We start from the raw sequence: 21,678 nt of genomic DNA on the forward strand, positions 1-21,678 counted from the left end.
TGGGTCGGATCCAGGCGGGTCAGGCCCGCGTGCGGAAGCGGCGGCGATAGGCCGCCGGGGTGGTGGCGAGCTGTCTGCGGAACGCGCGGTGCAGGGTCTCGCCCGACCCGAGCCCGGCGGCCGAGGCCACCCGGTCGAGCGGGTCGTCGGTGGTCTCCAGCAGGCGCCGGGCCGCCTCGGTGCGGGCGGCTTCGACGTAGGCGGCGGGACTGGCGCCCGTCTCCTGCTTGAAGACGCGCGCGAAGTGCCGTTCGCTCAGGCGCATCCGGGCGGCCAGGGCCGGCGCGGACAGGTCGGCGCCGAGATTGTCGGCGATCCACAGTTGCAGCTCGTCGATGTCACGGCGGGCCGCGGCGGGACGGCTGAGCGGCACGGAGAACTGGCTCTGCCCGCCCTGCCGCTTGAGGTACACCACGAGCTGACGCGCGACCGCCAGTGCCGTCTGCTCGCCGAGGTCTTCGGCGACCAGGGCCAGCGTGAGGTCGAGGCAGGCACTGATGCCCGCGCCCGTCCAGAGGCGCCCGCGGTCGGTGCGCACGAAGATCGGGTCGGGGTCGACGGTGATCTCCGGGTGCTCGGCGGCCAGCTGGGCGGCGGTCGACCAGTGCGTGGTCGCCGTGTGACCGTCCAGGAGCCCCGCCTTGGCGAGGAGGTGCGCTCCGACGCACACCGACGCCACCCGCCGCGCGTGCGGGGCGGTCGCCTTCACCCAGTCGACGACCTCGTCGTCGATACGGGCGACCGGGCCTTCGGCGGTCATGTCGACCGCGCCCGGCACCAGGAGCGTGTCCACGTCCGCGCCGACGTCGCCGAAGGCCACGTCGGTGAGCAGCCGCACGCCCGCCGAGGTGCGGACCTCACCGGCCACGGGCCCGGCGAGCCGGACCTGGTAACCGGCGCGGCCCGCGGTCTCCCGGTTGGCCAGGGCGAAGACCTCGGCCGGGCCGGTGACGTCGAGGAGGTCGACGTCGGGGAAGACCGCGATGACGACGCGATGCGGAATGGACATGACTCCATCATGATCACCATCGGGCGTGACCGCAATGACGAGTACCTGTCAGATCCGGCCATCCGCCGGGCCGGAGAACAGAACGGGCACGGAGGCGGCCATGCCGCGACTCCGTGCTCCGTGGGTGAAGACGTGGACTACCACGTGTTCACGGCGTCGTCCTCAGCCTCGGCGTAGGCCTGGGAGATGTCCTCGCCCGAGTGGGCGGCGTCGCCCTCGTAGCCGTACTCCTCGGCGTTGGTGCCGTCGTACTCATCGAAGTCCACGGTGTGTTCGGGCATGATCCCGGTCCCCTCTCGCGGTGCGGCGGTGCGTTCGAGTAGTAGTACGGGCGTCCCTGCGCGGCGGTTCACGTTCCCCGCGAGAAAGTTCCCGGCACATCGCGATGTCAGCAACCTGACCGTACGGTGGCGACGAGACCGCGCCGGGTGATTGGGTGCGGGGATGACCACCACCCCGCTCCAGTTAGATTCCACCGGCACCCGGCTCCAGCGGCAGACCGACGAGCTGCGCGGGCACGAGGCCGTCCGCGTCGCCCTCCGCGACGGCGTCACCGCCTGGGCCGTCACCGACGGGACCCTCGTCAAACGGCTCCTCACCGACCCGCGCGTCTCCCGCGACGCCCGCCGCCACTGGCACGGCTTCGACGAGAAGGCCCCGCCGAGCTGGCTCGTCCCGTGGACCTCCCCGAGCATGTTCAACGCCTACGGCGCCGACCACACCAGGCTTCGGAGGATGATCGCCAAGGCCTTCACCGTCCGCACCATCGAGGCGATGCGCCCGGCCGTCGAGACGATCGTCGAGGGACGGTTGCGCGCACTCGCCGAGACCCCGCCGGGCGATGTCGTCGACCTCCGCCGCGTGTTCTCCTACCGGATCCCGATCACCGTCATCTGCGACCTGTTCGGCGTCCCGGAGGACCGCCGCGCCACCATGTCACGCGTCTTCGACGCCTCCAACGACACCTCCCTGACCACCGAGGAGGCCAACGCCAACAGCGCGGAGATGATCGACGAGATCCTCGCCCTCCTCGACCGCAAGCGCACCGAACCCGGCGACGACCTCCTCACGCGCCTGCTCGGCATCCACGACGAGGACGGCGAGGCGCTCACCGCCGACGAACTGGTCGCCACCTTCATCCTCATCGTCGGCGCGGGCTCGGAGACGGCCGTGTCGCTCATCGACCACGCGGCCGTCAACCTCCTCACGCATCCCGAAGCGCTCGCCACCGTCCGCCGCGACCCGTCGCGCTGGAACGACGTCATCGACGAGACCCTGCGCCTGGACTCCCCCGTCGGGTACCTCCCGCTGCGCTACGCCGTCGAGGACATCACACTGCCCGGCGGCACGGTCATCGGCGCCGGCGAGCCGCTGATCATCGGTTTCCTCGCACACGGCCGCGACCCGGCGGTGCACGCCGACCCGGGAAGCTGGAACCTCGACCGCGCCGACACCGAGCACCTCGCCTTCGGTCACGGCGTCCACTTCTGCATCGGCGCGCCCCTCGCGCGGCTGGAGGCGAGCATCGCCCTCAGCGGGCTGTTCAGCCGCTTCCCCGGCCTGCGCCTCGCCGTCGAGGCGGGCGAACTGCGCAAGCTCCCGTCCTTCATCAGCAACGACTACGCCGCCGTGCCGGTGCGCCTGGGAGGTGAGGCCTGACGGGCGGTGTCGGGGGCGCGCGGTAGCCTCCGGCCACCCGTGACGCCCCCGCCTGGAGGACCCGTGCCCGAACCGACCACAGCCGAACGCGCGCTCATTGCGAAGGTCGCCGGCGAGGGCCACGCCCTCGTGCAGGCCGTCCACCGTCGGGGAGCCATGTCCCTCAAGGCCTTCAGCCGCTCGGGGCGCCCCGCGACGGCCGGGGCCTTCTTCGGCGAGATCGCCGCCGTGGCGCAGGCCCTGTGCGAACCGAACGACGACCGCGTCCTCATCCTCGAAGTGAACCGGACCGAGACCGGGTACCGGCTGTCCCACACCTTCGCTCTGCGCGACATCTCCCCCGCCGAAGTCCTCCTGGACCCCGAACACCGCTACCCGAACCACCCCTCGCCCGGCATGCCCCGGCCGGAGGGCATCGACGTCACCGACCGGCCGACCGACCCGGCCGTGCTCGCCGAGGTGAGAGCCCTCGTCGGCGAGTACATCGCGCTGTACACGTCGATCAAAGGCACCGCGCCCGACTTCGGCGAGCCGCTGACCGAGGCGGAGATCCTCGCGGCCGAGACCGCGATGGGCCTGCGGCTGCCCGAGGACGTGCGCGCGCTCTACCGGTGCGTTCACTCCGACTCCCACGAGCACGGCCTGCTCGGTGCGCAGTCACTGCTGCCCCTGGATTCCGTGGTGCACGGCTATGTCTCGGAGGGCCCCGGAACATCACCCGCGGACGAACGGCCGTTCCCCGTCAACGCCGTCGTCTTCGACGCCGACCCGCCGGGCGTCGTCCGGCGCGTGTCGCGCAGCGACTGGTGGGTGACCGTCGCGACCGACATGGGCGGCAACTCCTGCGCCATCGACCTCGACCCCGCCGCCGAGGGCACACGCGGCCAGCTCATCGAGTTCGGCCGCGACTTCCACGGCCCCGTCGGCCTGGTGGCCGCGTCCGTCACCGAGGTACTCCGGCAGGTCGTGACGGCCCTGCGTGCCGGTGCCTACGAGAAGGACGAGGAACCCGGATCGACCTATCTGATCCTGGACGAACGTGTCGGGCGCTCCACGGAGGCCGGCTACCGGCCCGCCAACCGGGTCGGGCCCGACAGCACCGCCTCGGTCGTCGAAAGGCTCACCGATCCGTTGACGGCACAGCTGCTCTACCTCAACGACGCCGAGATGATCGAGCTCGCCGCGCTCACTCCGCTGGCGAACCTGCGCGCGCTGTCGATCAACCGGGCGGCACGGGTCACGACGCCCCTGCCGCATGAGCTGCCGGTCGAGTCACTGCGCCTCAGCGCCGCCGACGCCGACCTCGCCCTGTTGTCCGGACACCCGGACCTGTGGCAACTCGAACTCGCCGGTCTCACCGCGCCCGTGGCGGTCGAGGCACTGGCCGCCCTGCCCGCACTGTCGGCACTTGATCTGTCCGAAGTGGACGTCGACGACGTCGAAGCCCTCGCCGACCTGACCGGCCTGCGCGTGCTGACCCTCAACGCCGCCCAGTGGAGCCGCCTTCGGGAAGCCGACCGCGTGCCGCCGCACCTGGCCGCCGCGCGGATGGCGGGCCGCTGCTTCCTCGACGAGGCCGTCACCTGGCGGGAATGGCTCACCGGGAAGACCTCGGAGTGAGGCGGTTTCCCACCGGGCTCGCGCCCGGTGGGAAACGCGGCCGCTAGTCGAGGCTGATGTACTCGTAGATCTTCTTGTACTCGTTGTAGACCGGGTGATCGGTGGTGAACTCCTTGATCACCAGGCTTGAGTTCGCCTTCGACGTGTTCTCGTCGTACTTGAGGTTCGTCGAGCCCGTGATCGAGTAGTACTCGTGAGGGCCGCTGAACGCGAACATCGTGTTCTTGGTGTGGGTCTTCTTGACGCCGTGATCCGCCTCGTAGTACTTGAGCTTGCCGATCTCGCCGTAGGTGCTCTGCAGCGACAGCTCCTCGTTACCGGTGTTGGTCTTGACGATGAAGCGGAAATGCTTCAGCGCGGTGTCCGGCGAGTCGTAGATCTTCTTGAGCTCCTGGTACAGGCGCTCCCCGAAGTCATCGGTCTTCAGGTGATACATGTTGACCTTGAGGTAACGATCGCCCGAGACCTTCGCCATCTGGTCGACGTACTTCGCGATGGGGTTGAACGTGGTGTTCCAGGCGTCCGTCGTCTCCGGGATCGGGAAGAAGTACGCGCTGAAGTGCTTGTCGTCGTAGTTCAGCCGACCGGCCGCATGAGCGGCGCGCACCGCCGTGTGGAACGCGGCCTGGTTCGTGGCGTTGTCGTAGATCTTGCCGAAGTAGCCGTCGTAGGCCCGCATCAACTCCGGGTGCCCGTTGACGAGGGTCCCGGACTGGACCCAGTTGTGGTCGTCGGAGTTCCCCACCACGTCCGGTTCGATCGGGCCGTCGGGGACACCGACGCTGTTGTGCTGGTCCACATTGGTCGTCGTCGTGTAGGTGGTGCCGAGTACCGCGGCGCCACTGTCGCCCAGGTAGTGGCTTACGGTCATGTACTTGGCGTGCATCTGCTTCTCACTGGCGTCGCCCCAGGTGACCTTGCGGATCCTGAGGTAGTCGCCGACCTGGCAGTTCGCGTCGCCGGTGCAGGGGTCGTCGAGAAGGCCGGTGACGTAGTTCAAGACCGTGTTGGTCTTGTTGCCCGACTTCGGCGGCATCTCGTCGGGAGCGTCCTTCTGGTAGACGAAGTCCACCTTCACCTTGTGCATCGCGGCCTTCACCAGCGAGTACGACAGCTTCTCGGAGTTCGTCCCGCCGAAGTCGTTGTCCTCGACCCGGCCGTACGAGGCCGGATCGTCGGGGTTGAAGCCGATGTAGACGTCGTGCGCCATGGTGTACATCGCGAACCTGACCGTCACCTCGGTCGAGGGATTCGCGTCCTTGTAACGGATCGCACGGTTGAGCAGGTCCCCGTACTTGAACACCGGGCTGTTGGTGGTGTCGCCGACGTCGCGCGAGTAGATCTTGACCCGAACGTCCTTGCCGTCGTAGGTGAACGGGATCGACGCCGACACCGTGGCCTGCGCGGTGCCGGCGGCTCCCGTCGCCAGCAGGACCGCGCTCAACGCGAGGACGAGCAGGCTCGCCACACGTTTCCTCATGTGTTTCCTCCCCTTTGGGCACGACGGATCCACCGCCGTGCGGACAGCACTTGCCCCTCGCGGCGTCCGGAGGAAGACCACCGGCCCCACAGCCGCGCGCCGGACCTGAACCGGCATATCCGGTCAGGCTATGGCGGACCACCGCGCAACGGCACGAGTTCGGCCGAGCGGGCGAACTCCCGCCACCGTTCACCCGATGTTCACCAGGTCCGGGAAGCGTTGCGCGCCAAGAACTACCGCTCCGTGCGGTGGTAACCGGGCGCCACCCCGGCGACGAAGTCCTTGCGGTAGACCCCATGACGCAGTTCGGCTTCGTAACCCTCGAACTGCGGCAGCCCCATCGCCTTCGCGACGGCGAGTTCGGCCTCCACGTCGTAGGGGACACGCACGAACTGGAGCGAGAAAGGCGCGTCGTCGAGCGAGTCGACGACGCCCTCGACGATGACGTACACCGGAGTCGGGTCATCGAGACTGTTGCCGACACTGCCGGTGTTGAACAAGGTGCGGCTCTCGCGATCGACTTCGAGGTACGCGTCGTGGGTGTCGCCGTAACCGACGACGGTGGGGACGGGCCCGTCACCGGTGGCGGGAGTGTTGGTGAACATCTCCAGGAACTCGGCCTCGAAGTGATCGAAGCGGACCCGGCGATGGACCGACGTCGGCGAGGCGTGGAACAAGCGGATACGACGGCCGCTGACGACGAAGTCGTGACTGAAGGGGAGGCCACGAAGCCACTCGCCCTGGCCCTCGGCGAGCTGGTCAAGCCACCAGGTCAGGGAAGGGCTGTCGAATTCGCGATCGGGATCAGGGAGGAAGTCGTCCCAGTTCCCGAGGATGTTGACCGCACAGCGTTCCCGGCAGATGTCGATGACCTCGCGGCCCCGCGGGCCCTTCCCGACATAGTCGCCGAGATTGAAGACGCGGGTGATGCCACGAGCATCGATGTCCGCGAGGACGGCTTCGAGGGCGGTGAGGTTGCCGTGGACGTCCGAGATGAGAGCGATGCGTTCGAGGGCAGGGTGCATCGCGACATCCTCGCACTCTGCAGGTTCGGGCCGCGCTCTGCTCTTTTGGGCGGCGCGAACGAAACCGCCTTGCGGGTATGGGATCGGGCTGCGGCCCGCCGCCGGTGCCAGGTCCCCGGCGTGAGTGCGCCGCGAAGAGGAACTCACCCTGCCGGCACCGAATCGCACTGCGGCCCACCGCCGGTGCCAGGTCCCCGGCGTGAGTAAGCCGCGAAGAGGAACTCACCCTGCCGACACCGGATCGCACTGCCGCCCGCCGCCGGTGCCAGGTCCCCGGCGTGAGTAAGCCGCGAAGAGGAACTCACCCTGCCGACACCGAATCGCACTGCGGCCCACCGCCGGTGCCAGGTCCCCGGCGTGAGTAAGCCGCGAAGAGGAACTCACCCTGCCGACACCGAATCGCACTGCGGCCCACCGCCGGTGCCGGATCCCCGGCGTGAGTAAGCCGCGAAGAGGAACTCACCCTGCCGACACCGAATCGCACTGCCGCCCGCCGCCGATGCCGGATCCCCGGCGTGAGTAAGCCGCGAAGAGGAACTCACCCTGCCGACACCGAATCGCACTGCCGCCCACCGCCGATGCCAGGTCCCCGGCGTGAGTAAGCCGCGAAGAGGAACTCACCCTGCCGACACCGAATCGCACTGCCGCCCACCGCCGGTGCCAGGTCCCCGGCGTGAGTAAGCCGCGAAGAGGAACTCACCCTGCCGGCACCGAATCGCACTGCGGCCCGTCCTCTCGACTCCGGCGCACCGTGCTATCGTTCGTCCCGAGCCCGTGCATTCTCTGCCCTGCAGACGATGCGCCGGCGGAGTGGGTTTGGAGGTATTTCTTCACCGGCACGACAGGTTGACGCGTTTCGACGTCCCTCGTGTTCCGGGATCCCACACATCCAGGGCAAGGTGCCCTTCTCCCCACCCGTTCAGACCTGCGGGAAACCTCGACGCCTTCTCGCGAAGGCGTGCTTCCGCGACCCCTTTTACCCTTCACCGAAAGGCATACATGTCCGAGCACGTTCACGATTTCCAGCGTTGGGTCATCGATGAGTTCCGCGCCAACCGCGGCAAGGTCGGCGGCATGTTCGAAGGCTCGACACTGGCGCTGCTGACCACGATCGGCGCGAAGTCCGGCCTCCGCCGGACAAGTCCACTGGGCTACCTCCACATCGACGGCAAAGCCGTCGTCGTCGCCTCCGCGATGGGTGCCGACCGCCACCCCGGCTGGTACCACAACGTCCTCCACAACCCGGTCGTGAGCGTCGAAACGGGCACCGAGACCTACCAGGCGATCGCCGCCGTCCCCACGGTCGTCGACCGCGAGAACCTCTGGGCCGAAGCCATCGCGCAAGCCCCCGGATACGCCGACTACCAGCAGAAGACCAGCCGGATCATCCCCGTCGTGGTCCTGCACCGTATCGACGAGTCGCCCGGCGCGGAACGGGTCCGGGGACTCGGGGACTTCATCGTCGAAGGCCACGACTGGCTCCGCGACGAACTCGCGAAGCTCCGCCGGCAGGTCGACGCGATCGCCGACGGCGGTGACCCCGACGTGCTCACCGCGACACCACCGGACCTGGGCCGTCAGATGCGCACCCACTGCCTCGACTTCTGTGCCGCCCTGAAACAACACCACACAGGTGAGGACCGCGGCGGTTTCCCGGCGCTGGCACAACGCTTCCCCGACCTCGCGGCGCCTTTGCGCCGCCTCGGAGAGGAACACGAGGTCGTCGCCCGGCTCCAAGAGGAGATCCGCGCACTCGTCGACGCCTACGTGCCCGGAGAAACCGATCCCGCACGACTCCGCGACGAACTCGGTGTCCTCGCCGACCGCCTGGAAGCGCATTTCGACTACGAGGAATGGACCATCGTCGACGCCCTCAACACGATGGGACCGGCACCGGTCATTCCCTGACCTTTCCAGAACCGAACAGAACGGCCCGGTGCCGTTTCCCGGAAAGGGTGAAACGGCACCGGGCCGTGCCCGGAAACGCTTTCCTCAGCGCCGGACCGCGACGATGTCGTAGGTCGTGTCCGGCGTCGGCGGAGTGTTGAAGCGCGCGTTGACGAAGTAGACACGGTCGCGGTACCGGGCGGCCGTCGTCGGCACGTCGAAACGCGAGTCGGTCACCGTGCGGAGGGGTTCGGCGCTCGTGCCGCTGTGGTCGAGACCGAGGACCGGCACCTCGTTGGCACGGTTGCGCACGACGTACAGCCGCCGCCCGTCGCGCAGGAGCCCGTCGCCGAAGGTGAGGCCGACTCCCCCGGTGTCGACGGCCCGGGATCCGCCGTCACGGCCGACCCGGAACAGCAGGCCCCTGTTCGACTGGACGATGAGCAGCGCGCGACCGTCCGGCGTGGTCGTGACGCCGTTGGCGTTGAAGCCGGTGTCGTAGACGAAGTCACCGGTGATCGGCACCCGCCGGACCCGCTCCTGCCCCGGCAGGCGCCCGTGCGGCCCGAAAGGCACCTCGTAGAAGAACGGCGAGACCGAGTCGGTGAAGTAGGCCGCCCACGGGGTGACGACGACGTCGTTGACGAAGGTGGCGGCGTCGGCGGCGAGCCGGTAGGTCGCCAGCGTCCGGCCGCTGTCGAGGTCGAAGACCCGCCCTTCCCCGGTGGCGCCACCGGCGCCGAACAGCCTCCCGCGACGGTCGGCGTGCAGCCCGACCACGCCGGTGCCGGGCCCGGTGATGTGGACGGTGCCGGCGCCGGTGCGTAGGTCGGCGCGGTAGACCGAGCCGTCGGCGAGCGAGCCGGCGTAGGCGTGGTGCCCCACGATGGCGATGCCTTCCGGGCGCCAGCCGTTCGGGAGGGCGATCCGGTCGGGGTGGTGGTCGGCGGCCTCCGCCGGTCCCGCGACGAGGAGTGCGGCGGGCACGGCGGCGCAGGCGGTGATGAGGGTGCGTCGGGTGAGCGTGCGGTCGTCGGTCACGTTGTCCAGCCTTCCGGTGGGCGATTCGGCGTCAGCCGACGGGGGCGGCCGTGCAGGGCCGCCCGCCGCAGACGTCGACGACGAGTCCGTACTTGAGGAACCACGCCTTCTGCACCCGTGCGTCCGGGTCGGCGCGGGGATCTTCGTGGGAGTCCTCGCCGGCGTAGGGCGGGACGTTGCCGGTCGGGGGCACGGGTGCGCCGCTGTCCCACACGACCATCGCCGAACCGGGATAGGGCCACCACGGCAGCGGAGGCAGGCCCCAGTAGGGCACGACGTCGGGGCCGCGGCCCGGCGCGAGCGCGGGCCGGTGGATCCGTGCGCCGATCGTGCGGGCCTCGACCTCGGCGGCGACGGTGGTCACCTGGTGGTCGCCGAAGGCGACGTGCATGAGGACCTGGTGGCGGGGTGTTCCCGGCAGTGGGTCGCCGGTCATGTGGGCGGCGTATCCGTTGGCCTCGCCGCGGTCCCAGAGCATCTGCAGGAGGGCGAAGATGAGTTGCTGGTCGAGTTTGTCGGGGTAGGAGACGTTCATGATCTGCTGGAAGGGCTGGAAGTCGACCGAGCGGTTCAGCAGCGTCGAGTAGTTCATGCCCGGCACGCCAAGGACGCCCCGCCGGACGTCGGTGGAGACGGCGAGGAGGGCTCCCCCGGCGATCCCGCCCTGGCTGTTGCCGTCGAAGACGACCCCCTTGCGCGGGTCGATGACGGGCCGGTCGCGGTCGTTGCGGAACGCGGGGTGCGTGGCCAGGCCGTCGCGGTGGCCGAGCGCGCGGCCGAGGAACAGGAACGCGAGCATGCCCTGCTGGAGCCGGTCGGGGACGGCGCCGAAGCCGGAGAGGTCGCCGAAGACGCCCGCGACGTAGGGGATGTCCTCGTCGGCCATGCCGATCCAGCGGGTGGCGCAGAAGACGAAGCCGTGTTCGGCGGCCATGGCCTTGACGTTCCCGGCGCGGACCTCGGTGTCGCGGCCGAGGAGGCCGTGGCCGTAGAGGGACGCCTGCGCGGGTTTCGTCAGGGCGGTGTGCGGGACGACGCAGAGGAAACGGGCTTTGACGACGTCGCCGGGGTTGCGGCTCGGGACGCCGTCGGCGTCGAGGCGGAGGGTGGATCCGGGTGGGCCGCCGGGCCGGGAGAGGTAGTTGGGGACGGGCATCTCGCCGCTGATCTCGCGGGCGATCAGCGGGTCCTGCTCGGGCGTGTGCTCCACGACGGAGGTCACCGTGAAGTCGGGTGCCTCGCCGTCGAGTTCGGCGAGTGCCTCGTCGCGCATGTGGGTGAGCCGGCCGGTGGTGGACTCGGTGGAGGCGACGGTGAAGTCCCAGGCGAGGTGGAGGTCCCGGGTGCCGACGCCGGCGCGGGCGAGGTCGCGGAGCGCGGGTCTGAGGGCGCGCTGGCGGTCACGGAGCGGGTCGTCGGCGGGGAGGGTGCGGCCGAGGAGTCGGGTAAAGGTCTCGCCGGGGGCGATGGCCGAGCCGTCGGCGGCTTTGAGGTCGCGGAGGGCGACGACGTAGCGGTGGCCGTCGGTCAGGTTCTCGGCGGGCCGGACGATGAGGGCCTGCCGTCCGGTGCTCGCGTTGGCGTCGAGTTCGGCCCAGTAGGGGTGCCTGCGGCCGGTGTCGGCGTCGAGCAGCACGATGGGCGCGTCGCGGGCGAGGGAGCGGCCGATGTCGGTGACGGGGGCGGCTCCGGTCGTGGCCAGGTCGAGGCCGGGGACGCGCGCCAGGATCATCGAGCCGGGCGAGAAGCCGTCGGCCTGGTTCCAGGCGGCCGGGTCGATGCCCTTCCCGAGCGCGTTGCGCGGGGTCGCGGCCGGGTCGAAGGCGATCCGGCGCCCGGTGGGCGTGTCGGCGGGGACCGTGAACCAGTCGTTCGGGAACGGCAGGAGGCAGGCGGCCGGGTCGATCGGGTCGCAGCCGGGCGCCACGGCGTCCTCCGCCGCCTGGACGGGCGGGGCCACGAGGAGCACGGCGGCCATGACGAGGGCGGCCGCTGCGGCCGGGAGGGGACGTAAACGCATGGTTGAGGTCTATCGGACGACGGGGTCGCCGTCAACGGGAAGCGCTCCCATCACCGTGGGTGACGTCGTGGATCATGGATTTGCCGAAGCGCCGATCGCGTCACACAATTCCCCGGTGACCGATGACCCCTCCCCCGCCGGCGGCGCCGAACCCGCCGTCGCCGACGAACGCCGCGCCTCCACCCTCGAACTGTTCTTCGACCTGGTCTTCGTCTTCGCGTTCACCCAGGTCACCGGCATGCTCGCGGAGAATCCCACGCTGACGGGCCTCTCGCACGCGGTGCTGCTGCTGGCGATCATGTGGTGGGCGTGGGGCGCGTACGCGTGGCTCACCAACGCCGTCTCGACCGAGTTCCTCCTGCCACGGCTGGTCCTGCTCGCGTCGATGGCGGGGTTCACCGTGGTGGCGCTGTCGGTGCCGGAGGCCTTCGAGTCGGCGGCGGTGCCCTTCGCCGTCGGCATCCTGCTGGTGTTCCTGCTGCACGCGGTGTTGTACGCGTCGGCGGGCGGGCGGCTCGACCGGGCCGGGATCCTGCGTCTGGCGCCGACGAACGTGATCGCCTCGCTGCTCGTCCTCGGGGCCGCGTTCGTGCCCGCGCAGGTGCGGATCTGGTTGTGGGTGGTGGCGGTGGCGGTCTTGTACGTCGGCCCCTTCCTCAGCGACATCGGCCGCTTCCGGGTCCACCCGACCCACTTCGCCGAGCGGCACAGCCTCATCGTGATCATCGCCTTCGGGGAGACGATCGTGGCCATCGGCGTCGGCGCGACCGCCGACGGGACGTCGGTCTCCGGGCTGGAGCTCGTCGCCGGGCTGGTCACGATCGCCCTGGTCAGCGCCATGTGGTGGCGCTACTTCGACGCCGAGGCCGCCCGTGCCGAGCACGCGCTGATGGCCCGGACGGGGGTGGCGCGTTCGCGCCTGGCCCGCGACGTTTTCAGCTACCTGCACATGCCGCTCGTCGGCTCGATCGTGCTCATGGCGGTCGGTATCAAGAAGACCATCGGGCATCCCGGCGACCATCTCAAGACCCTGCCCGCGATCCTCCTGTGCGGTGGGGCCGCGTTGTTCCTGCTGATGCTGGCCGCGATGCGGTTGCGCCGGGACGAGGCGATCGGCTGGTCGACGCCCGTCGGCATCGCCGGGTGCCTGGCGGTCACGCCGCTGGCCATGTTCGGGCCCGCGATCGCCGCCGTCGGCGCGCTCGCGGTGATCTTCGCCGTCATCGTCATCGCGGACATGCGGGCGAAGTACCGCAGGCTCTAACCGAGCATCGACACGACGGCGTCGGCGAACCTTCCGGCGGCGCCGTCGTCGTGCGCGAGGAACAGCGAGGGCTCGGCCAGCTCCAGTTCCAGCAGGGTCGGTTCCCCGTCCGCGCCCGGGATGAGGTCGACGCGTGCGTAGAGCAGCGCCTCGGTGCCTCCCGGGACGGCCGCGAGGGCCTTCTCGGCGGCGGCGAGCTCGGCGCCGGAGGGCACGCGCCGGCTGATCTCCTCGGTGACGTACAGGCCGGTGGAGTCGAGATGGTTGCCGTTGAGCATGGGCCCCTTGCGCACGGCGTGGCTGAACCGCCCGCGGAAGTAGAGCAGTGCGGTCTCCCCGGCGGTGTCGACCGCCGAGAGGTACGGCTGGGCCATCGCGGTCTTCCCGGCGGAGTGCAGGCGCGCGACGTGGGCGCCGGCGAGCGCCCGGCGCTGCGGGGAGGTCAGGTCGTAGCGTTCGGTGTCCTGGCTGCCGGCGCTGACGGTCGGTTTGACGACCCACATGCCCTCGTCGCCGAGTCGCGGGACCTCGCCGGGCGCGTACCAGTCGGTGTGGATGACGGTGACCCCGGCGTCGGCGAGTTCGGCGAGGTAGCGCTTGTCGATGTTCCACTCGATGACCGCGGCGGGGTTGGCCAGGCGCGGCACGCGGTGGGCCCAGGCGACGAACCGCTCGTGCCGGGTGGGGTAGTCCCAGGTGTTGCGGACGACGGTGAGGTCGAAGGCGTCCCAGTCCACGGCGGGGTCGTCCCAGACGACGGGGCTCGCGGTGATCCCCCGAGCGGCGAGCGGCTCGATGAGGAGCCGCTCGTCGGCGTCGAGTTCGGGGATCTGGGCGCAGGTCACCAGCGCGATGTGAGGAGTTCTCGGCACGCGTGGACCCTATCCGACTAGATCAGGAAGGTGTCCACGGCGAGCGCGACGAACAGCAGCGTCAGGTAGGTCGTGGACCAGTGGAACAGCCGCATCGGCTTGAGGTCCTCGTCGCGGCGGGCGCGGTTGTACATGCGGTGCGCTTCCAGGCAGAACAGGCCGCCGGTGACGACCGCGACGATCGCGTACAGCAGGGTCGTCGCCAGGGGCCACAGCGCCAGGGACGCGGCGAGGGTGAGCCAGGCGTAGACGACCGACTCCAGGCCGACCCGGCGCAGCGTGGCCACGACGGGGAGCATCGGGATGCCGACGGCGGCGTAGTCGTCGCGGTACTTCACGGCGAGGGCCCAGAAGTGCGGGGGCTGCCAGAAGAAGACGACCGCGAAGAGGATCCACGCCTCCCAGCTCAGGTCGCCGGTGATGGCCGACCAGCCGATGAGCACCGGCGCGGCGCCGCAGACGCCGCCGAGGACGGTGTTCTGGGCGGTGCGGCGCTTGAGCCACAGCGTGTAGACGAGGTCGTAGTAGGCGATCGCGCCGAGGGTGAGCAGGGCGGCGACGGCGTTCGTGGTGATCCAGATCAGCGCGACCGACAGCACGGCGAGCACGAGACCGAAGACGAGCGCGTTGCGCGGCGTCACCGTGTGCTGCGGCAGCGGTCGGCGCGAGGTGCGCTTCATGAGCTGGTCGATGTCACGGTCGATGTAGCAGTTGAGGGCGTTGGCCGCCCCGGCCGCCATCGCGCCGCCGACGACGACGGTCAGCACGACCCCCAGCGACGGGAGTCCGTCGTGGTGGAGGCGCGCGGCGAGCATCATCGCCGGGACCGTGGTGATCAGGAGCAGCTCGACGATGCGCAGCTTCATCAGCGACGCGTACGCGGCGATGACCCCCCGGGCCGAAGACCGCTCCATGCCGGTGGGCTCGGACGCGGTGGACGGCGACGGGTCGGTCGCGGTACCAGCAGCGGGCTCGGCGCTGGCGACGGGCGGGTCGGAGAGGAGACTCATCCGGATGCCGCTGGGTTCAGCCGTGACATGTCTACGCATCGTAGAGGAGAGTATGTGGCAGGCCGCGCGGCCGCGGCGATGGGGGCCGGACTATGTCGCGCACCCCATGTTCCCGGGGCCTCACGCGGACCCCCGATCGGCTCTTCCAGGCCCGCCACGTGGCCTGAAACACGCCTCCCCGGAGCGTCCTGCGGGATAGGTTCACGGCGGGCGGTGGTTCTATAGGAAACGTCGGCGGCAATAATTACCACCGCGTCGCCGGGGGTACACCCGGTACGTCCGTCCGAACACAAAGGAGCAAGCGCTGTGTCCGAGCCCCGTCTCGACTGGTCCGAACTCGACTCACGCGCGGTGGACACCGCGAGGGTGCTCGCCGCAGACGCTGTGGAGAAGGCGACCAACGGTCACCCCGGCACGGCGATGAGCCTCGCTCCGGCCGCGTACCTGTTGTTCCAGAAGGTCATGCGGCACGACCCCAGTGACGCCGACTGGGCCGGCCGCGACCGCTTCGTCCTCTCCTGTGGACACTCCAGCCTCACGCTGTACACGCAGCTCTACCTCTCCGGCTACGGCCTTGAGCTCGACGACCTGAAGGCTCTCCGCCAGTGGGGTTCGCTCACCCCGGGTCACCCCGAGCACGGCCACACCAAGGGCGTCGAGGTCACCACCGGCCCGCTCGGTCAGGGCCTCGCCAACGCCGTGGGCATGGCGATGGCCGCCCGCCGCGAGCGCGGCCTGTACGACCCGGAGGCCGCGACCGGTGAGTCGCCCTTCGACCACAACATCTTCGTGCTGTGCTCCGACGGCGACATCGAAGAGGGCGTCACCCACGAGGCGAGCGCCATCGCGGGCGTGCAGCAGCTGGGCAACCTCGTCGTCATCTACGACGACAACCAGATCTCGATCGAGGACGACACCCGCGTCGCCCTCGCCGAGGACGTCAACGCCCGCTACGCCGCCTACGGCTGGCACACGCAGACCGTCGACTGGCGCGCCGGCGACGAATACCACGAGGACATCGACGCGCTCTACGCCGCGATCGAGGCCGCCAAGGCCGTCACGGACAAACCCTCGTTCATCTCGCTGAAGACGATCATCGGCTGGCCCGCCCCGACCAAGCAGAACACCGGCGGCGCGCACGGCTCGGCGCTCGGCTCCACGGAGGTCGCGGAGACCAAGAAGATCCTCGGCTTCGACCCGGAGAAATCCTTCGACGTCGACGCCAAGGTCATCGAGCACGCCCGCTCCGTCGGCGAGCGGGGCAAGGCCGCCCGCGCCGAGTGGCAGAAGGCCGTCGACGCCTGGGCCGCGGCGAACCCCGAGAACGCGGCGCTGTTCGAGCGTCTCTCGTCGCACACCCTCCCCGATGGCTGGACCGAGGCACTGCCGGAGTTCCCGGCCGACGCCAAGGGCGTCGCGACCCGTGTCGCGTCGGGCAAGGTCCTCAACGCGCTCGCGCCCGTGCTGCCCGAGCTGTGGGGCGGCTCGGCCGACCTCGCCGGCAGCAACAACACGACCATGGACGGCGAGCCGTCGTTCCTCCCGGTGGAGCACTCGACCAAGAAGTTCCCCGGCAACCCCTACGGCCGGACCCTGCACTTCGGGATCCGCGAGCACGCGATGGGCTCGATCCTCAACGGCATCACGCTGCACGGCGGGACCCGCCCCTACGGCGGCACCTTCCTCGTCTTCAGCGACTACATGCGCCCGGCCGTGCGCCTGGCCGCGCTGATGAAGCAGCCGGTCGTCTACGTGTGGACGCACGACTCCATCGGCCTCGGCGAGGACGGCCCCACGCACCAGCCCGTCGAGCACCTCTCGGCGCTGCGCGCGATCCCCGGCCTCGACGTGGTCCGCCCCGCCGACGCCAACGAGACCGTGTGGGCGTGGCGCAGGGCCCTGGAGAACACCGACCGGCCCACCGCCCTGGCCCTGAGCCGCCAGAACCTCCCGACCTGGGACCGCACCGAGTTCGGCGCGGCCGACGGCACCGCCAAGGGCGCCTACGTCCTGGCCGAGGCCGACGGCGGCACCCCGCAGGTCATCCTCATGGCCACCGGTTCCGAGGTGAGCCTCGCCGTCGAGGCCCGCGCGGCGCTCCAGGCCGAGGGCATCGCCACCCGCGTCGTCTCCGTCCCCTGCCGGGAATGGTTCGACGAGCAGGACGAGGTCTACCGCGCCGAGGTCCTCCCGAAGTCGGTCAAGGCCCGCGTCAGCGTCGAGGCCGGGATCGCCATGTCGTGGCGCGACCTCATCGGCGACGCCGGCGAGGCCGTCAGCCTTGAGCACTACGGCGCCAGCGCGCCCTTCCAGACGCTCTTCACCGAGTTCGGCTTCACCGTCGACAACGTCGTTGCCGCGGCCAAGCGGAGCCTCGCGAAGGCCCAGGGCTGACCGGGCCGCATCAGACAAAGGATCACCGTCATGACTGAGAACAACGACCGGCTCGCCGCACTGTCCGCCGCCGGTGTCGCCGTGTGGCTCGACGACCTGTCGCGCGACCGGATCAACACCGGCAACCTCGACGGCATGCGCCGCCAGCAGAGCGTCGTCGGCGTGACCACGAACCCGTCGATCTTCGCCAACGCGCTCGCCAAGGGCGAGGCCTACGCCGGCCAGCTCGCCGATCTCGCCACCCGCAAGGTCACCGTCGACGAGGCCGCGCGCTCGCTGACGACCTTCGACGTGCGCGCCGCCTGCGACGTGCTGCGCCCGGCGTTCGACGCCAGCAACGGCGTCGACGGCCGCGTGTCGATCGAGGTCGACCCGCGCCTGGCCTTCGACACCGCGGCGACCGTCGCCGAGGCTAAGGCCCTGTGGTGGGCCGTGGACCGCGAGAACCTGTTCATCAAGATCCCGGCCACCGTCGAGGGCCTCCCCGCGATCAGCGCGGTCCTCGCCGAGGGCATCAGCGTCAACGTGACCCTGATCTTCGGGCTCGACCGGTACAAGGACGTCATGGACGCGTTCTTCACCGGCCTCGAAGCCGCCAAGGCCAACGGGCACGACCTGTCGAAGATCGAGTCGGTCGCGTCGTTCTTCGTGTCGCGTGTGGACACCGAGATCGACAAGCGCCTCGACAAGCTGGGCAGCCCCGAGGCCCTCGCCCTGCGCGGCAAGGCCGGCGTCGCCAACGCCCGCCTCGCCTACCAGGCCTACGAAGAGGCCTTCGGGACCCCGCGCTGGCAGGCCCTGGCCGACGCCGGTGCGCGCCCGCAGCGTCCCCTGTGGGCGTCGACGGGCGTCAAGAACCCCGACTACTCCGACGTCCTCTACGTCGAGGAGCTCGTCGCCCCCGGCATCGTCAACACGATGCCCGAGGCGACCATGCGCGCCTTCGAAGACCACGGCGAGACCCGGGGCGACACCATCACCGCGAACTACGCCGAGTCGCGCGAGGTCCTCGACGCCCTCGCCGCCATCGGTGTCGAGTACGACGACGTCATCGCCGTCCTGGAGCGTGAAGGCGTGGAGAAGTTCGAGGTCAGCTGGAACGAACTTCTGGCCACGATCACGTCCGAGATGGACAAGGTCGGCTAGTAATAGAGACATGAGCTCTGCCGGCCGGCGCGACCGATCCCGTCCCTCGCGGGACGTCTCGGTCGCGCCGGCCGAACAGGCACAGACCACGAACCAACTGCATACACATAAGAAGAGGTGAACGCGGTGATACGCATGGAGGCTGCCGGGGGGCTGGCGGTTACCACCACGGTGGACACGTCAGCGAGCCGGGCTCAGCTGATCGCCGACGACACCCCCGCCCGCCTGGCCGCGAAGGACTCCACCTTGTGGGGTCCGGCGGCCGAGGCCGAGGCGGCGGTACGACTCGGCTGGGTTGACACGCACGAACGCAGCCGCGAGCTCGTGGCCCGCCTGCGGGAACTGCGAAGCACGCTGCGGGAGAAGGGCCTCACCCGCGTGGTGCTGGCCGGGATGGGCGGCTCGTCGCTGGCGCCCGAGGTCATCACCCGCACGCTCGACGTGCCGCTGACCGTCCTCGACACCACCGACCCGGGCCAGATCCTCGCGGCACTGTCGAACGACCTGGAGAACACGGTCGTCGTGGTGTCGAGCAAGTCCGGCGGGACGGTCGAGACCGACAGCCACCGCCGCGCCTTCTGGCAGGCCTTCGAAGACCACGGACTGCCCGACATCGGCGGCCGCTTCGTGATCGTCACCGACCCGGGCTCGCCGCTGGAGGCTACCGGCCGCGAGATGGGCGCCGAGGTCATCCTCGCCGACCCCGACGTCGGCGGCCGCTACTCGGCACTGACCGCGTTCGGCCTGGTCCCCTCGGCGCTGGCCGGGGTCGACATCGCCGAACTGCTCGACCAGGCGGCCGAGTTCGCCGAGTCGATCACCGACGAGAAGGACAACCCGGCCCTCGCCCTCGGCGCCGCGCTGGCGTCGGCGAAGACCGTCACCATCGCCCCGGACGGCTCGGGCATCGTCGGTCTCGGCGACTGGGCCGAGCAGCTGATCGCCGAGTCGACCGGCAAGGACGGCCTCGGGATCCTGCCCGTGGTCGTCGACGGCCCGTCCTCCCCCGGCTTCAACGGCGAGGGCGTCGTACCCGTGACCGTCGGCGGATCCGCCGTCGGGCACCTGTCGACCAGCGGGCACCTGGAACTGGCCGCCGTCGCCGTCAACGGCCCCCTCGGCGCGCAGTTCCTCGCCTGGGAGCTCGCCACCGCCTACGCGGGCAAGCTCATCGGGATCGACCCGTTCAACCAGCCGAACGTCACCGAGAGCAAGAACAACACCAACGCCATCCTCGAAGGCGGCCTGCCCGCCGAGGAGCCGTCGTTCACCGAGGACGCCGTCGAGGTCTACGGCGGCGAGGGCGACACGCTCGTCTCGGCGCTGCGGAGCCTGGTCGGCGCGATCGGCGACGAGGGATACCTCGCGGTGATGGCCTACCTCGACCGCGTCGGCGACGCCCCGGCCGAAGGCCTGAGGGACCTGCTCGCCGCCGCCACGCCCGCACCGGTCACCTTCGGGTGGGGACCGCGGTTCCTGCACTCGACCGGGCAGTTCCACAAGGGCGGCCGGCTCACCGGCGTCTTCCTGCAGATCACCGGGGCCACGCCCGAGGACCTGGACGTGCCGGGGAAGCCCTACGGCTTCGGCGAACTCCAGGCCGCGCAGGCCGCCGGCGACCGGCAGGCGCTGAACAAGCGCTCGCGTCCGCTCCTGAGGCTCCACCTCACCGACCGGGCGGCCGGGATCGCGCAGATCGTCGCAGCAGTCAAGGAGCTCGCGAAATGACCGTGCCCAACCCGCTCCGCGATCCCCAGGACCGGCGGCTCCCGCGGATTCCCGAACCCTGCGCCCTGGTCATCTTCGGTGTCACCGGCGACCTGGCGCGCAAGAAGCTGATCCCGGCGGTCTACGACCTCGCCAACCGCGGTCTGCTGCCCGCGGCCTTCGTGATCCTCGGTTTCGCCCGCCGTGACTGGGGCGACGGCGACTTCGAGGACCTCGCGCGCGAGGCCGCCAAGAAGCACGCCCGCACGCCCTGGCGTGAAGAGGTCTGGACGCGGCTGGCGGGCAACTTCAAGTTCGTCGGCGGTTCCTTCGACGACAACGACGCCTTCGACACCCTGACCTCGACCCTGGACGATCTGCGCGCCTCGCACGCGATCCAGGGCAACGCGGCCTTCTACTTCTCGATCCCGCCGGGCGCGTTCCCGCTGGTCCTGAAGCAGCTGGAGCGCACCGGCGCGGCCGACAACACCGTCAGCGGCGGCTGGCGCCGCGTCGTCGTCGAGAAGCCCTTCGGCAACGACCTCGATTCGGCGCGCGAGCTCGACGACCTCGTCGACGACGTGTTCACCGGCGAGGACGTGTACCGGATCGACCACTACCTCGGCAAGGAGACGGTCCAGAACATCCTGGCGCTGCGCTTCGCCAACGCGATGTTCGAGCCGGTGTGGAACTCCAACTACGTCGACTCGGTGCAGATCACCATGGCCGAGGACGTCGGGATCGGCTCGCGCGCGGGGTTCTACGACACCGCCGGCGCCGCCCGCGACGTCCTGCAGAACCACCTGCTGCAGCTGCTGGCGCTGACGGCGATGGAGGAGCCCGTCGGGTACTCCCCCGACGAGATCCGCACCGAGAAACTGAAGGTGCTGCGCGCCATCACGCTGCCGGGCGACCTGGAGAACAACGCCGTCCGCGGTCAGTACGCCGAGGGCTGGGTCGCCGGGGAGAAGGTCGACGGGTACCTGTCGGAGGAGAACATCCCCGCCGGGTCGACCACCGAGACCTACGCCGCGGTCAAACTGGGCATCCAGAACCGCCGCTGGGCCGGGGTCCCGTTCTACGTGCGGACCGGCAAGCGCCTGCCGCGCCGGGTCACCGAGATCGCCGTGATGTTCAAGAAGGCCCCGCACCTGCCGTTCCACGCCTACGACACCGAAACCCTCGGCCACAACCAGCTCGTCATCCGGGTCCAGCCCGACGAGGGCGTGACCGTGAAGTTCGGTTCGAAGGTGCCGGGGACGGGCATGGAGCTGCGCGACATCTCCATGGACTTCCTCTACGGCGAGGCCTTCACCGAGTCGAGCCCGGAGGCCTACGAGCGACTCATCCGCGACGTCCTCATCGGCGACAAGACGCTCTTCCCCGACGCCGCCGAGGTTGAGGCCAGCTGGGCGGTCATCGACCCCCTGGAGGCCTTCTGGGCGGGCCGCAAGCCGCACCCGTACGCGGCGGGCAGCTGGGGCCCGGCCGCCGCCGACGAGATGCTCTCCCGCGACGGCCGCACGTGGCGCCGGGCCTGACGA

At 70.2% G+C, this 21,678-nt stretch carries 16 protein-coding genes; 8 read left to right on the forward strand and 8 right to left on the reverse strand.

The window, feature by feature from the left end; genetic code table 11:
* Positions 1-19 precede the first annotated feature (19 nt).
* The gene (locus HNR73_RS17005) at positions 20-1,009 is read right to left on the reverse strand and encodes a GlxA family transcriptional regulator (RefSeq protein WP_184788481.1); all 990 of its coding nucleotides are present in this window, start codon (positions 1,007-1,009) and stop codon (positions 20-22) included.
* Between the two features lie 137 nt (positions 1,010-1,146).
* Positions 1,147-1,290: a hypothetical protein gene (locus HNR73_RS17010; protein ID WP_184788482.1), complete on the reverse strand. Its 144-nt coding sequence runs from the start codon at positions 1,288-1,290 to the stop codon at positions 1,147-1,149.
* A gap of 163 nt (positions 1,291-1,453) precedes the next feature.
* Here HNR73_RS17010 and HNR73_RS17015 point away from each other — a divergent pair, with 163 nt between their 5' ends.
* Positions 1,454-2,668: a cytochrome P450 family protein gene (locus tag HNR73_RS17015; RefSeq protein WP_184788483.1), complete on the forward strand. Its 1,215-nt coding sequence runs from the start codon at positions 1,454-1,456 to the stop codon at positions 2,666-2,668.
* A gap of 63 nt (positions 2,669-2,731) precedes the next feature.
* Complete coding sequence (locus HNR73_RS17020; protein ID WP_184788484.1) at positions 2,732-4,288, forward strand: SMI1/KNR4 family protein; 1,557 nt, start codon at positions 2,732-2,734, stop codon at positions 4,286-4,288.
* Between the two features lie 43 nt (positions 4,289-4,331).
* On the opposite strand, the gene HNR73_RS17025 is transcribed toward HNR73_RS17020, so the two are convergent.
* Together HNR73_RS17025 and HNR73_RS17030 are read right to left on the reverse strand one after the other, a co-directional pair.
* Entirely contained in the window at positions 4,332-5,768 is a 1,437-nt protein-coding gene (locus tag HNR73_RS17025) for a hypothetical protein (protein WP_184788485.1), read from the reverse strand.
* 233 nt (positions 5,769-6,001) lie between these two features.
* Positions 6,002-6,793, reverse strand: a complete 792-nt coding sequence (locus tag HNR73_RS17030; RefSeq protein WP_184788486.1) for a metallophosphoesterase family protein — start codon at positions 6,791-6,793, stop codon at positions 6,002-6,004.
* 999 nt (positions 6,794-7,792) lie between these two features.
* On the opposite strand from HNR73_RS17030, the gene HNR73_RS17035 reads away from it, so the two are divergent.
* Positions 7,793-8,701 (forward strand): nitroreductase/quinone reductase family protein, encoded by a 909-nt coding sequence (locus HNR73_RS17035; protein ID WP_184788487.1) that lies wholly within the window; start codon positions 7,793-7,795, stop codon positions 8,699-8,701.
* A gap of 84 nt (positions 8,702-8,785) precedes the next feature.
* On the opposite strand, the gene HNR73_RS17040 is transcribed toward HNR73_RS17035, so the two are convergent.
* Positions 8,786-9,721, reverse strand: a complete 936-nt coding sequence (locus tag HNR73_RS17040) for an SMP-30/gluconolactonase/LRE family protein (protein WP_239122319.1) — start codon at positions 9,719-9,721, stop codon at positions 8,786-8,788.
* A gap of 31 nt (positions 9,722-9,752) precedes the next feature.
* On the reverse strand, positions 9,753-11,741 hold the full coding sequence (locus HNR73_RS17045) for a hypothetical protein (RefSeq protein WP_184788488.1): 1,989 nt from the start codon (positions 11,739-11,741) through the stop codon (positions 9,753-9,755).
* A 115-nt stretch (positions 11,742-11,856) separates the two neighbouring features.
* Here HNR73_RS17045 and HNR73_RS17050 point away from each other — a divergent pair, with 115 nt between their 5' ends.
* Complete coding sequence (locus HNR73_RS17050; protein ID WP_184788489.1) at positions 11,857-13,005, forward strand: low temperature requirement protein A; 1,149 nt, start codon at positions 11,857-11,859, stop codon at positions 13,003-13,005.
* Here the strand turns inward: HNR73_RS17050 and HNR73_RS17055 are convergent.
* Together HNR73_RS17055 and HNR73_RS17060 are read right to left on the reverse strand one after the other, a co-directional pair.
* The gene (locus HNR73_RS17055; RefSeq protein WP_184788490.1) at positions 13,002-13,877 is read right to left on the reverse strand and encodes an ATP-grasp domain-containing protein; all 876 of its coding nucleotides are present in this window, start codon (positions 13,875-13,877) and stop codon (positions 13,002-13,004) included. The genes HNR73_RS17050 and HNR73_RS17055 overlap by 4 nt on opposite strands.
* Positions 13,878-13,894: 17 nt before the next feature.
* A complete protein-coding gene (locus tag HNR73_RS17060) occupies positions 13,895-14,887 on the reverse strand; it encodes a heme o synthase (RefSeq protein WP_184788765.1) in 993 nt (330 codons plus the stop codon).
* 306 nt (positions 14,888-15,193) lie between these two features.
* Here HNR73_RS17060 and tkt point away from each other — a divergent pair, with 306 nt between their 5' ends.
* The 4 genes from tkt (at position 15,194) to zwf (ending at position 21,675) form a co-directional block, all read left to right on the forward strand.
* The gene (tkt, locus tag HNR73_RS17065; RefSeq protein WP_184788491.1) at positions 15,194-17,281 is read left to right on the forward strand and encodes a transketolase; all 2,088 of its coding nucleotides are present in this window, start codon (positions 15,194-15,196) and stop codon (positions 17,279-17,281) included.
* A 30-nt stretch (positions 17,282-17,311) separates the two neighbouring features.
* The gene (gene tal / locus HNR73_RS17070) at positions 17,312-18,427 is read left to right on the forward strand and encodes a transaldolase (protein WP_184788492.1); all 1,116 of its coding nucleotides are present in this window, start codon (positions 17,312-17,314) and stop codon (positions 18,425-18,427) included.
* Between the two features lie 135 nt (positions 18,428-18,562).
* Complete coding sequence (locus HNR73_RS17075; RefSeq protein ID WP_221330962.1) at positions 18,563-20,155, forward strand: phosphoglucose isomerase-related protein; 1,593 nt, start codon at positions 18,563-18,565, stop codon at positions 20,153-20,155.
* A 2-nt stretch (positions 20,156-20,157) separates the two neighbouring features.
* Positions 20,158-21,675 carry a glucose-6-phosphate dehydrogenase gene (zwf, locus tag HNR73_RS17080; RefSeq protein ID WP_184788766.1) on the forward strand — a complete coding sequence of 506 codons (1,518 nt, stop codon included), beginning with the start codon at positions 20,158-20,160 and terminating at the stop codon, positions 21,673-21,675.
* The last annotated feature ends 3 nt before the right edge of the window (positions 21,676-21,678 follow it).

This window comes from Phytomonospora endophytica (assembly GCF_014202425.1).
Taxonomy (GTDB): Bacteria; Actinomycetota; Actinomycetes; order Mycobacteriales; family Micromonosporaceae; genus Phytomonospora; species Phytomonospora endophytica.